The 12,043-nt window shown below is 34.4% G+C and carries 13 protein-coding genes; 2 read left to right on the top strand and 11 right to left on the bottom strand.

Translation table 11 applies throughout. The features are described 5' to 3' along the window. The 3 genes from rsmB to AK212_RS03635 are packed head-to-tail and all read right to left on the bottom strand — an operon-like array spanning position 1 to position 2,718. Positions 1-1,308, bottom strand: coding sequence for a 16S rRNA (cytosine(967)-C(5))-methyltransferase RsmB (gene rsmB, locus AK212_RS03645; RefSeq protein WP_053029225.1), 1,308 nt, complete (start codon positions 1,306-1,308; stop codon positions 1-3). Beyond that, complete coding sequence (gene fmt / locus AK212_RS03640; protein WP_053029408.1) at positions 1,305-2,237, bottom strand: methionyl-tRNA formyltransferase; 933 nt, start codon at positions 2,235-2,237, stop codon at positions 1,305-1,307. The genes rsmB and fmt overlap by 4 nt, the downstream gene beginning before the upstream one ends. Beyond that, the gene (locus AK212_RS03635; protein WP_053029222.1) at positions 2,230-2,718 is read right to left on the bottom strand and encodes a peptide deformylase; all 489 of its coding nucleotides are present in this window, start codon (positions 2,716-2,718) and stop codon (positions 2,230-2,232) included. The genes fmt and AK212_RS03635 overlap by 8 nt, the downstream gene beginning before the upstream one ends. A gap of 177 nt (positions 2,719-2,895) precedes the next feature. On the opposite strand from AK212_RS03635, the gene AK212_RS03630 reads away from it, so the two are divergent. Continuing rightward, positions 2,896-3,099, top strand: coding sequence for a TM2 domain-containing protein (locus AK212_RS03630; protein ID WP_053029220.1), 204 nt, complete (start codon positions 2,896-2,898; stop codon positions 3,097-3,099). A gap of 73 nt (positions 3,100-3,172) precedes the next feature. Here AK212_RS03630 and priA read toward each other — a convergent pair whose 3' ends face one another. The 4 genes from priA to gmk all read right to left on the bottom strand — a co-directional run bounded on the left by priA (position 3,173) and on the right by gmk (position 7,777). Further along, on the bottom strand, positions 3,173-5,581 hold the full coding sequence (priA, locus tag AK212_RS03625) for a primosomal protein N' (protein ID WP_053029218.1): 2,409 nt from the start codon (positions 5,579-5,581) through the stop codon (positions 3,173-3,175). After that, a complete protein-coding gene (coaBC, locus tag AK212_RS03620) occupies positions 5,581-6,780 on the bottom strand; it encodes a bifunctional phosphopantothenoylcysteine decarboxylase/phosphopantothenate--cysteine ligase CoaBC (protein ID WP_053029216.1) in 1,200 nt (399 codons plus the stop codon). The genes priA and coaBC overlap by 1 nt, the downstream gene beginning before the upstream one ends. Before the next feature lie 161 nt (positions 6,781-6,941). Continuing rightward, positions 6,942-7,154, bottom strand: coding sequence for a DNA-directed RNA polymerase subunit omega (gene rpoZ, locus AK212_RS03615; RefSeq protein ID WP_011275989.1), 213 nt, complete (start codon positions 7,152-7,154; stop codon positions 6,942-6,944). After that, on the bottom strand, positions 7,154-7,777 hold the full coding sequence (gmk, locus tag AK212_RS03610) for a guanylate kinase (protein WP_053029214.1): 624 nt from the start codon (positions 7,775-7,777) through the stop codon (positions 7,154-7,156). The genes rpoZ and gmk overlap by 1 nt, the downstream gene beginning before the upstream one ends. A 158-nt stretch (positions 7,778-7,935) precedes the next feature. Between gmk and AK212_RS03605 the strand changes: the two genes are divergently transcribed. Further along, positions 7,936-9,633, top strand: a complete 1,698-nt coding sequence (locus AK212_RS03605) for an Rqc2 family fibronectin-binding protein (RefSeq protein ID WP_053029213.1) — start codon at positions 7,936-7,938, stop codon at positions 9,631-9,633. A 90-nt stretch (positions 9,634-9,723) separates the two neighbouring features. On the opposite strand, the gene AK212_RS03600 is transcribed toward AK212_RS03605, so the two are convergent. From AK212_RS03600 to pyrF, 4 genes are all read right to left on the bottom strand, one after another. Next, positions 9,724-10,128 (bottom strand): VOC family protein, encoded by a 405-nt coding sequence (locus AK212_RS03600; protein WP_053029212.1) that lies wholly within the window; start codon positions 10,126-10,128, stop codon positions 9,724-9,726. 337 nt (positions 10,129-10,465) lie between these two features. Further along, positions 10,466-10,693: a hypothetical protein gene (locus AK212_RS03595; RefSeq protein ID WP_053029211.1), complete on the bottom strand. Its 228-nt coding sequence runs from the start codon at positions 10,691-10,693 to the stop codon at positions 10,466-10,468. A 30-nt stretch (positions 10,694-10,723) separates the two neighbouring features. Continuing rightward, positions 10,724-11,332 carry an orotate phosphoribosyltransferase gene (pyrE, locus tag AK212_RS03590; RefSeq protein ID WP_053029210.1) on the bottom strand — a complete coding sequence of 203 codons (609 nt, stop codon included), beginning with the start codon at positions 11,330-11,332 and terminating at the stop codon, positions 10,724-10,726. Position 11,333: 1 nt separating this feature from the next. Beyond that, positions 11,334-12,026, bottom strand: a complete 693-nt coding sequence (gene pyrF, locus AK212_RS03585; protein WP_053029209.1) for an orotidine-5'-phosphate decarboxylase — start codon at positions 12,024-12,026, stop codon at positions 11,334-11,336. Positions 12,027-12,043: the final 17 nt, after the last annotated feature.

Genomic DNA, 12,043 nt, shown 5'->3' with positions numbered 1-12,043 from the left:
TTAACTTTCCTTTCTTTTTATTTTTGTGATGAAAAAGCCATCTGAATTAAAATCTTGGGGTAAAATCTGTATTGTTTTTACTTGTTCACCGCTAACAGGATGTGTCATTAATTCAAATTCAAAGTCTTTATTATTTTTTAAGAAGGTATAAATCACATTTTCATTTTCGAGTTGTTCAATCGTACACGTTGAATAGACTAGAGTTCCACCAGGTTTCAAGTTTTCTTTAACATTGTCTAATATCTGTAACTGTAATTCAACCAAGTCTTGAATATCTTGCTTTGTTTGAACATATTTAATTTCTGGCTTATGTCGTAATACGCCTAAACCACTACATGGTGCATCAACAAGTATTTTGTCATATACATCTTTATATGGTTTTGTTGCATCATGATCAAATGCTTTAATGTTCTTAAGTTGTAATTTTCCAATATTTTCTTTAATTAAACCAATTTTATGCTTATGAATATCTGTCGCATCTACATGACCACTTGATGCTAATAATTCTGCAATATGACACGCTTTGCCACCTGGTGCACTACATGCATCCAAAATAACGTCATTGTCTTCGACACCCATTAAATATCCTACAAACATTGAACTCTTATCTTGAATTGAAATATTTCCATTTTTAAAATTGTCGGATTCAATTATTGGACGTCCTTTTAAATGTAAACAATAAGGAATCAGTTCATCCACTTCAACGTCATATCCCTCCGCTTGTAACCCTGCTACGACATCTTCAACTTTATTTTTACTTGTGTTAACACGCACAGTACTTGCAGTTTGTTCCATAAATGAAGATGCTATTTCACGTGTGGTCTCAACACCATAATGCGTAATCCAATGTTCAATAATCCACTTTGGAATACTATACTCAATGGCCATACGTTGTTTATCATTTTTAATTGAATCTAGGCTTGGCAATTCACTTCTAAAGATCGTTCTCAATATAGCGTTAACAACATTACCATTATGAGGACCACCACGACGTTTCGCAATATTAACTGCCTCATTTATAATGGCGTGATTAGGAACTTTATCTAAATAAATATACTGATACAAACTCATCCATAATAATTGTCTGACCCAACTTTTAATTTTCGTTTTTACAAAAGGTCTAAGATAAAAATCTAGCGTCATTTTCCGTTTTACAGTTCCATACACGAGTTCAGTGTACAAAGGTTTATCAATACTAGATACGTCCCCGGTAGAAAGTACCTCATTGATTCTTAAGTTACTGTAAGCATAATCATTAAAGATTTCTTGAATTGTTTGAAATGCTAATTCTCTTACTGTTTGTGTCATTTTAATAATTTCCCAACTAGCGATTCTTGAACACCGCTTAAATAATTTGCTGCTAGCATACGTTTTTTACCAGCTAATTGAATATCAGTTAAGGCAATTGCATCATCAGAGCCTGTAGCAACTATAATCGCTTTTTTAGTCGTTTCGACAATCTCCCCTGGTTGCCCTTTTTTGTTATGCACGATATGTGCAGCATACAATTTCAAGTTTGTATCATCCATCGTAGTATAGCCGACAGGCCATGGTGATAATCCACGTATATGATTATGAATATCTTCAGCGGTCATCGTCCAATCAATACGTTCATCTTCTCTACTAATATTTGAAGCGAATGTGGCTTGCGTATCATCTTGAGGCGTACTATCATTTGTACCATCGATAATTGCTGGTAATGTTTCTTTCAATAGATCTGCGCCTAATATACTAAGCTTATCATGCATCGTACCTACATTATCATCATCTTCTATATCAATTGCTTTTTGTGAAATAATATTGCCAGCATCTAACTTTTTAACCATATACATAATTGTTATACCAGTTTGTGCCTCACCATCAATAATTGCTTGATGTATGGGCGCACCACCACGGTATTTAGGTAACAATGATGCATGGACATTAATTGCACCTAATTTAGGTAATTGTAGTAATGTCTCAGGCAATAATTGACCAAATGCAGCAGTAACAATTAAATCAGGTTCTAATTGTAACAGTTGTGCCAATTCGTCAGATTGCGCTAATTTTTCTGGTTGATGAACAGGTAAATTGTGTTCTTCAGCCACTCGTTTAACAGGTGGTGGTGTTAATACACGTTTACGTCCCACTGGTCTATCAGGTTGCGTTACGACTGCGATAACGTCGTGTTCTTCTATTAACATTTCCAATACCTTAGTTGAAAAATCAGGTGTTCCCATAAATATCACTTTAGTCATTTTCAAAATACGCCTCCACTTCTTCATCAGTTAATAAATGCTGTGCACGCTTAGTAAATGATATACCGTTTAATTGGTCAACGATGTGTAAAATCATTCTCGCTATATCATCATAAGCGGTTAATTCTATCGTATTACCTTCTAAATCATTGGCTTCTACAGTTATCATTTTACTTCGTTCGACTTCCCCGTAGATACCTGGTGTGTTTACTGAACCTTCAAGGTCTGTGACTTTATCTTTAGACTCCGTTTTAATTATAGGATTGATTAGTTGTAGCAATCCTTCAAGTTCCATATCAATGATAGCTACTTGCTTACTAATACCAATTTGAGGTGCGCAAAGCGCTGATGCCTCATTAGCATATAATGTATCTTCTATATCTAATAATAAATCTTTTAATGTAGCATCAAATGTTGTTATGCGTTCCGCTTGTTTCGTTAATACAGGATGCGTTGACTGGACTAATTTTTGTATCGCCATTTATTTTGCTCCTCCTGAAAAAATTCATCATACAATTATAACTTAATTCACTTTGAATTGCGACCTTAGTCTGAAATTTATCCATTCTAGCTACTATTAATTGCTTTTATTTTTCAGTCTATTAAAATAAAAGTAACTTAACTTATCATCACTTGCACAATTAAAGGAGGTGCCAACATGGAAGTAAATAAAATTATTTATATTGTTTTAGCTATATTTTTAGGTGGTTTCGGTGTTCATAAATTCTATGCCGGTAAAACAATGTCTGGTCTTTTACACTTATTATTCTGTTGGACAGGTATTCCACATATCATTGCAATCATTAGTGCTATTCTTACACTATTTAGACCAGCAGATGAAAACGGTAATGTTGTCATGTAAAAACTAATATTTACGAAAGAAAGAGTTACGTAAGTTAGGTCTTTAAACCTAATAACTACGTAACTCTTTTTGTTTACATTAATACTTGCGGATTGATATCTATTTTTAATGCAAGTTTGTCTTTAAGATAGGCCTCATGATAATAATCATCTAAATATTGAAGTGCTTTTAACAATTCCGGTTCACGCTTGTATTTCACTAAAATTTGAAATCGATGTTCGTTGTTAATACGAGCTATTGCAGCTGGTGAAGGGCCTAACACTAACGCACGATCTGTGAGATGCTGCAGTAAGATTTGATGTATATGTTTGGATGCTTCCATCACTTTCTTCATATTTTTGTGTGAAATCGTAAAATTGATCAGAAAATAATAAGGTGGATACTTGCCCATTTTTCTGTATTCCATTTCTTTATGATAGAAAGTTAAATAATCATTTTTTTGAACATCTTCAATTGCATAATGGTCAGGATTATAAGTTTGAATAATGACATTACCCGGCTTTTCATGTCGTCCTGCTCTTCCAGCCACTTGTGTTAACAGTTGATATGTCCGCTCACTCGCACGAAAATCAGGTAGATTCAACATAGTATCAGCATTTAAAACACCTACTAAGGTGATATTTGGATAATCTAACCCTTTTGCAATCATTTGTGTGCCTAATAAAATATCGCCTTTTCCTTGTTCAAATTCGGATAGCAATTTTTCATGCGCGCCTTTTCTAGAAGTAGTATCTACATCCATTCGTATAATACGTGCACCTTCAAATTCTTGTTGTAATATTTCTTCCACACGTTGTGTACCCGTGCCTACTTGGCGAATATGAGAACTTTCACAATTAGGACATTTATTTGGAGGTACTTCATGGTAACCGCAATAATGACACTTCAATTGATCTGTTGACTTGTGGTACGTTAATGAAATATCACAATGTGGACATTGAGGCACATAACCGCAATCTCGGCATAACATAAATGATGCATAGCCACGACGATTAAGAAATAAAACGATTTGTTCATTTTTACGTAAGCGTTCTTCAATTGCTTCTCTTAATTCGTTAGAAAACATTGATCGATTTCCCGCACTCAATTCTTCGCGCATATCAACGATATCTATCGAAGGTAATGCTTGTTGATTCACTCTAGTAGGTAATGATAGTAACTGATACACGCCTTTTTCAGCTCGTGCGTATGATTCAAGGCTTGGTGTTGCACTTCCTAATACTAAAGGACATTGATGATATTGACTTCTCCATTCAGCGATATCTCTAGCATGATACCGTGGATAATCTTCTTGCTTATATGTTGATTCATGTTCCTCGTCAATAATAATTATGCCTAAATTTTTGAATGGTGCGAAGATACTTGATCGTGCACCAACACTGACACGTGCTCTACCGTCTCTAATCTTTTGCCATTCATCGTAGCGTTCTCCATTAGATAGACCAGAGTGTAGCACAGCTACGTCATCACCAAATCGACGTTTAAATCGTAAGACCATTTGTGGAGTTAAAGCAATTTCAGGCACTAACATCATTGCTTCTTTACCTTCATTGAGTACTTCTTCGATTGTCTGTAAGTAAACTTCTGTTTTACCTGAACCTGTCACACCATGTAATAAGAATGTACGTTGCGCTTTATTATCGATTTTGTCTTTAATCTGTTGAAAAGCAACACGCTGTTCTGAAGTAAGTTCCCGCTTCTCTTCACGTTCAAATATACGATGTGCAAACGGATCACGTTCTACTTCGGCATCATATTTCTCAATATAACCCTTCTTAACTAACCCATCTATACTTGATTTTGAGAATCCCATCTCTTCCATATCTTTCAGAAATACTGTATTATGTTGTTCATCTAATAGATAGGCATACACGTCATACTGCTTTATTTTCTTCTCAAGTTTAGCTAAGACCTCATCTGGATGATAACCTTCTACGATACGTACCGCTCTCTGTGTTTTCTTTTTTACATTTTGAGATAATATTGTAACTTCTTTCACTGCGCCTGTTTTTAACAATTTATTTAAAACAGGAAGATGATTATTCTTTTGCGCTTCTTTATATTTATATTGCCCCGTAGCATCAAAGTATTCAATCAATTGGTCATCGATATCATTATATTTCACAACTTCAAAGACTTTCGTATACTTTGCTTTAATTGCACTGGGCAACATTACTTCAAGTACTGAAATGCGCTTAGATACATGATAGTGGCTAATCCATTCACTCAATTGAATCAATTCAGAGGTTAATTCAGGTTTCATATCTTGAATTTCTTTGATTACTTTCAATTTCTCAATATTAATATCATCACTTGGTTCATTTTCAATAGCCATGACATATCCTTGAATTGTACGCGGACCGAATGGAACAACCACCCTAACCCCTACCTGAATAAAAGCCTCTAAATGCTCTGGTATCAAATAATCAAATTTAAAGTCCACACTCTTAGAAGGAATATCTACGATTACCTTCGCAATCATTATTGCCACCTAGTTTCTAATTCATCTAAAATTTGTTCAGCTAATTGAACCTTTTTGCCTCTCTTAATATTAATCATTTCATTAGTTTTAAAATGCATGGTTAATTCATTATCATCTGATTTAAAACCAATCGTTTTGTCACCTACATTATTCGAAATAATCACATCAGCATTTTTTCGTTTTAATTTATCTTGCGCATAGGCTTCGATATTTTGCGTTTCAGCAGCGAAACCTACTAAATATTGATGTGCTTTATGTTCACCTAAATATTTTAGAATATCTTTAGTTCGTTTAAAGGTAACGGCTAAGTCGCCATCTTGTTTCTTCATTTTATGATCTAATACTTCCATCGGCGTATAATCAGATACAGCTGCCGCTTTAAATACAATGTCTTGCTGATCAAAACGTGTCGTTACTGCCTCAAACATGTCTTCCGCACTTTCAATATGTACAATGTCCATACCAATAGGATCTACTAATTGCGTTGGCCCTGTCACTAACGTAACGTGTGCGCCTCTTTTTTGTAGCGCTTCAGCTAGAGCGTAACCCATTTTCCCTGAAGAACGATTGGATACATAACGAACAGGATCAATCACTTCTACAGTTGGCCCAGCTGTGACTAATGCATGTTTACCTTTAAACGAACTATGCGCCATTACCTTTTGCGAATGGAAAAAGTCGTTGATAACTTTAACAATTTGTAATGGTTCTTCCATTCTTCCTTTTGCTACATAACCACACGCTAAATAACCATCCCCAGGTTCAATAAAGCGATAGCCATCTTGTGCTAATACGTTAATATTGTGCTGTGTACGCTTATTCTCATACATATGTACATTCATTGCCGGAGCAATAAAGGTAGGTGTCTCAGTTGCTAACAACGTAGATGTTAGCATATCATCTGCAATACCCACACTCAATTTCGCAATCACATTTGCAGTTGCAGGCGCAATGATAATCGCATCTGCCCAATCACCCAATGCGACATGTTGAATTTCTTGTGGGTTCTCTTCTTTAAATGTATTGGTATAGACTGGGTTTCTACTAATTGCTTGAAAAGCAAGTGGTGTAACAAATTCTTGCGCATGTTCAGATAACATTACGCGTACATCGTAACCAGCTTGTGTTAATTTACTCGTTAAATCTATAGCTTTATATGCTGCAATACCACCTGTAACAGCTAGCAAAATGTGTTTCATAATCGTATTTCTCCCTTTTACTATATCGATTATTAATCATAATTTATATTAAATTTATTATACACAAATTAAAGGTGTAATTAAAAAGACACATCTTATTGAAGAAGCGTAATACTCAAATCAATAAGATGTGCATATGGATAAATTAATTTCATTTGGTTTTACATAGTGAATTCGTCAGAAACGACTGGTGTAATTTTACCGCTAGCAATTTCTTCTAATGCTTCACCAACAGGTTTAGCTGAATGATATCCACTTAATAAAGCTGTTTCAGGTCTTTCATCTAATTCACGTGCACGCTTAGCTGCAGTCGTAGCAATTAAATACTTAGAATTGATTTTCGATTGTAACTGGTTTAATGGTGGGTTTAACATTATTTTTTGGCCTCCAATAACATTTTTCTATATATAGCTTCAACACGTTCGCGTTTTAAGTGTTCAGCTTCAACAATTGATTGAATACGATCTTTCGCTAAATGGACTTCATCGTTGACTACAACGTAATCATAAAGATTCATCATCTCTACTTCTTTACGTGCTTCATTTACTCTACTTTGAATCTTCTCATCTGACTCAGTGCCACGTCCAACTAATCGTTCTTTCAAATGGTCTAAGCTAGGTGGTGCAAGGAAGATAAATAATGCATCTGGAAATTTCTTTCTTACTTGTTTAGCACCTTCTACTTCAATCTCTAAAAATACATCATGTCCAGCAGCCATAGTATCTTTAACATATTGAACAGGCGTACCATAGTAATTTCCAACGTATTCAGCATATTCAATAAATTGATCTTCCTGAATTAAAGCTTCAAATTCTTCTTTCGTCTTAAAAAAGTAATCTACACCATCAACTTCACCTTCACGCATATTACGTGTCGTCATTGAAATAGAGTACTTATATGATGTAGTTGGATCATCAAATATCTCTTTGCGTACAGTTCCTTTACCTACTCCTGAAGGACCTGAAAGAACAATTAGTAATCCTTTTTCATTATCCATGCCTTACGACCTCTCTAAGCTATTCTTCTATTATTTAAATATAATATCATATTGTAGTGAAAATTGTATAGAGTATGTAACATAAACTTAAATCATGACGCTTTCTTTTTACCATGTTACAATATATTGAATGATTAAATTGAAGGTGGAAATTATTTATGGCATATGATGGCTTATTCACTAGAAAAATAGTTGAATCACTACAGTTTTTAGTATCTGGACGAATCCATAAGATTAATCAACCAGAAACTGATACGATTCTTATGGTTGTACGCCAAAATCGCAAAAATCATCAACTATTACTATCCATACACCCTAGTTTTTCAAGAATGCATATCACAACGAAGAAGTATGATAACCCATTTGAACCACCAATGTTCGCACGCGTATTTAGGAAACATTTAGAAGGTGGCATTATTAAATCAGTACGTCAAATCGGTAATGACCGCCATATTGAAATCGATGTTGAAAGTAAAGATGAAATTGGGGATACCATTTATCGCACCGTTATTTTAGAAATTATGGGTAAACATAGCAATTTATTACTTGTTGATGAAAATTATAAAATTATTGAAGGATTTAAACATTTAACCCCGAATACAAATCAGTATCGTACGGTTATGCCGGGTTTTAAATATGAAGCACCACCAACACAAAATAAATTAAATCCATTTGACGTTTCTGGGGACGAAGCTTTAAAATATGTAGATTTTAATAGTGGTAAACTTGCAAAGCAGTTATTGAACACGTTTGAAGGTTTTAGTCCACTGATTACTAATGAAATAGTCAATCGCTATCAATTTATGACAACAGACACTCTACCTAAAGCTTATGATGAGGTTATCGCTCAAACGTTACAAACACCTGTACCTGTTTTCCATAAAAATCATGAAACTGGTAAAGAAGATTTTTACTTCATGAAATTAGAACAATTTCATGATGATATGGTTGAATATGCATCCTTACATGAATTGTTAGATCGGTATTATGATGCCCGTGGAGAACGCGAACGTGTCAAACAACGCGCAAATGATTTAGTACGCTTTGTTCAACAGCAATCTCAAAAATATCAACATAAATTGAGCAAACTGATTGCGGAGTATGAAAGTGCTAAAGATAAAGATAAACAGCAACTATACGGTGAACTCATTACTGCTAATATTTACCGCATTAAGCAAGGCGATGATGCTGTAACTGTTCTCAATTACTATACAAATGAAGACATTACGATTCCATTAAACCCTACTAAATCACCGTCAGTTAATGCACAATATTATTACAAGCAATATAATCGAATGAAAACACGTGAACGCGAATTAGATCATCAAATTCAATTAACGCGCGAGAACATCGATTACTTTGCAAATATCGAACAGCAACTCGACCATATTACGGTTGATGAGATAGATGATATTCGTGATGAACTAGCAGAACAAGGATTTATGAAACAACGTAAAAACGTTAAAAAGAAAAAGAATGATAAAATTCAACTTCAAACCTATCTTTCTACAGATGGGGATACGATACTGGTAGGCAAAAATAATAAACAAAATGATTATTTAACAAATCGCAAAGCTCAAAAGTCACATATTTGGTTCCATACAAAAGATATTCCAGGTTCTCATGTCGTTATTCTTAATGATGCACCAAGTGAACAAACGATTAAAGAAGCTGCTATGTTAGCTGGTTACTTCTCAAAAGCCGGAAATTCTGGCCAAATTCCTGTAGACTATACAGAAATTAGAAATGTTCACAAACCGTCTGGTGCTAAACCAGGATTTGTAACGTATGATAATCAAAAAACATTATTTGCAACGCCAGATTATGACAAAATTCAAAGTATGAAAGTTAAATAAGCTGCATCGCACAGTCACTAAAATGATGAAACGATATTTAAAAAGGGATTAGAACCGAACGCAAACTACATTCAGTTCTAATCCCATGTTTTATTTTTCAGGTAATGCGAGTTGAAAACTAACACCAAATTTATCTTGTACCCATGCAAATTCACGGAATGGCGGCATCGCAGTTTTAGGCATTAATATTGCGCCTTCCTTCTTCAAACCACTGAATAGTCGTTCCATTTCCATCGCATTATCAACCGTAATATATAAAGAAATTGACGGATTCATGGGCAAATTCTCACCATTATCCGCATCAATTGCCATAAATACTTGCCCATTTAGCGTAAATATAGAATGTTGTACTGTGCCTGGCACACCCGGTCCATCCTCTCCATATTTAACCATAGTTAAAATTTCACTATTATCGAACAGACTCGTATATAAATTAATTGCTTCTTCTGCTTGATTATTAAACATTAGAAATGTTGTTATTTTAGGTATTTCCACATTGATTCCCCTCTCTTTATCTTTAATACTTATTTTAAACTAATCTATATCATTTTAAAAAAATTTAACTATATAATTTCGTTAATCTAAATTTTTGACTTATTCAATTTTCAAGTTAAAATTAGAATAAAGTTCAATTGGAGGCTTTCAATTATGATGCATCTTGTTATACCTATTTTATGTATGCTTATTGTTTTACTTATCGGATGGGTGCTTATTAAAATTTTTATTCGCTAAGCGTTATGTATTATATTTCTAAACATATAAATCGTGGTATAGATATGACAACATGTCATCTATTACTTTAGATGATTGTGCCCGCCTATACCACGTTTTTTTAATCGATTTTACCCTTTTGTCTAAGCGATTGCTTAGCCTTTTTAAAGAGGTCACTTGTATGCACAAATGAGTCCATGCTTACTTTAGATTGATTTTTACTTATTTCTTTAATGCTATTATCAATCGACATTGCGTTGTCTGGGGATTTGAAGTCTTCATCTCTATATAAGAATTCATTAACGTGCTTCATATTATTATAGAAGCGATTCGCTTCACTATCCGTCATATTAATCAATCCCCCTTTTGACATAGCATATTACAAGTTGTCTCTCCATTCAACTAAAGTTTGTATATCATGATCAGAAATTTTACCTTCTTCACGTGCAACTTCAATTAACTCATTATAGTTACTTAATGTGTAGTAAGGGACATTGATATCATTAAACATGTCCTCTGCTTTCTTTAAGCCATAAGTGAAAATGGCTACTACACCTACGACATTGGCCCCCGCTTCTTTTAATGCTTCAACTGCAGTAATTGAAGATCCACCTGTTGAGATTAAATCTTCGACAACGACGACATTCTTGCCTTTGCTTAAAGCGCCTTCAATTTGGTTTTGTTTTCCATGGCTTTTGCTTTTCGAACGAACATAATTCATTGGTAAATTTAATTTCTCAGAGATATACGCTGCATGCGGAATACCTGCTGTTGCTGTACCAGAAATAATATCTACATCACCGAATTGTTCAATAATCAACTGGCTCAATCCATCACGGATGGCACTTCGTACTTCTGGATAGCCTAATGTTACACGATTATCACAGTATATCGGAGATTTAATTCCTGAACTCCATGTATATAGGTCGTTTGGAGATAATGTTACTGCTTCGATATCTAATAAAGATTTTGCTATTTCTTTTGCCATATTAACTTAACCAACTTTCTTTAATAGTGTGATAACTTTCTACAGGATTCTCACTTTGCGTGATTGGTCGTCCAACTACAATATGTGTTGCCCCTAATTGTTTAGCGTCTTCAGGTGTAGTGATTCGCTTTTGATCATCTACAGCTGCCCCTTGTGGTCTAATTCCAGGTGTTACTTTTAAAAAGTCTGAACCTAATTCATTTGTTAATAATTCTGCTTCTAATGGTGAGCATACAACACCATCTAAACCTGCTTGTTGCGTTAATGTCGCATAGTTTAATACGGCTTCTTCGATTGTTGTTTGAATATTTTGCTCATTACGCAACATTTCTTCAGTTGTAGATGTTAATTGTGTAACAGCAATAATCTTTGTATCATTACTAAATTTGTGCAATCCCCTTACTGCAGCTTTCATCATGGCTGTACCTCCAGCTGCATGCACATTAACTAAATCGACATCTAACTTTCCTAAGCCTTCCATTGCTTTTTCAACTGTGTTTGGAATATCATGTAGCTTCAAATCTAAGAAAATATCATGACCACGTGATTTAATAGATTTAATGAACTCTGGCCCTGCTTGATAGAAGAGTTCCATTCCGATTTTCACGAAAAGTGGTTCATCAAATTGATCTAAAAATGTATTCACTTTTTCTGCGGATTCGAAATCTAGTGCTATGATAGGTAAATCTTTCATATTATAACTCCTTTGAA

It is taken from the genome of Staphylococcus borealis (assembly GCF_001224225.1).
Taxonomy (GTDB): domain Bacteria; phylum Bacillota; class Bacilli; order Staphylococcales; family Staphylococcaceae; genus Staphylococcus; species Staphylococcus borealis.
This window is presented reverse-complemented; position numbering and strand designations above follow the sequence as displayed.

Excerpts from the sequence above, each read along its gene's own strand:
- coaBC (WP_053029216.1), bottom strand. The coding sequence starts at position 6,780 with ATGAAACACATTTTGCTAGCTGTTACAGGTGGTATTGCAGCATATAAA.
- rpoZ (WP_011275989.1), bottom strand. The coding sequence starts at position 7,154 with ATGTTAAACCCACCATTAAACCAGTTACAATCGAAAATCAATTCTAAG.
- AK212_RS03630 (WP_053029220.1), top strand. The coding sequence starts at position 2,896 with ATGGAAGTAAATAAAATTATTTATATTGTTTTAGCTATATTTTTAGGT.
- gmk (WP_053029214.1), bottom strand. The coding sequence starts at position 7,777 with ATGGATAATGAAAAAGGATTACTAATTGTTCTTTCAGGTCCTTCAGGA.
- pyrF (WP_053029209.1), bottom strand. The coding sequence starts at position 12,026 with ATGAAAGATTTACCTATCATAGCACTAGATTTCGAATCCGCAGAAAAA.
- AK212_RS03595 (WP_053029211.1), bottom strand. The coding sequence starts at position 10,693 with ATGACGGATAGTGAAGCGAATCGCTTCTATAATAATATGAAGCACGTT.
- fmt (WP_053029408.1), bottom strand. The coding sequence starts at position 2,237 with ATGACTAAAGTGATATTTATGGGAACACCTGATTTTTCAACTAAGGTA.
- priA (WP_053029218.1), bottom strand. The coding sequence starts at position 5,581 with ATGATTGCGAAGGTAATCGTAGATATTCCTTCTAAGAGTGTGGACTTT.
- rsmB (WP_053029225.1), bottom strand. The coding sequence starts at position 1,308 with ATGACACAAACAGTAAGAGAATTAGCATTTCAAACAATTCAAGAAATC.
- AK212_RS03635 (WP_053029222.1), bottom strand. The coding sequence starts at position 2,718 with ATGGCGATACAAAAATTAGTCCAGTCAACGCATCCTGTATTAACGAAA.
- pyrE (WP_053029210.1), bottom strand. The coding sequence starts at position 11,332 with ATGGCAAAAGAAATAGCAAAATCTTTATTAGATATCGAAGCAGTAACA.
- AK212_RS03605 (WP_053029213.1), top strand. The coding sequence starts at position 7,936 with ATGGCATATGATGGCTTATTCACTAGAAAAATAGTTGAATCACTACAG.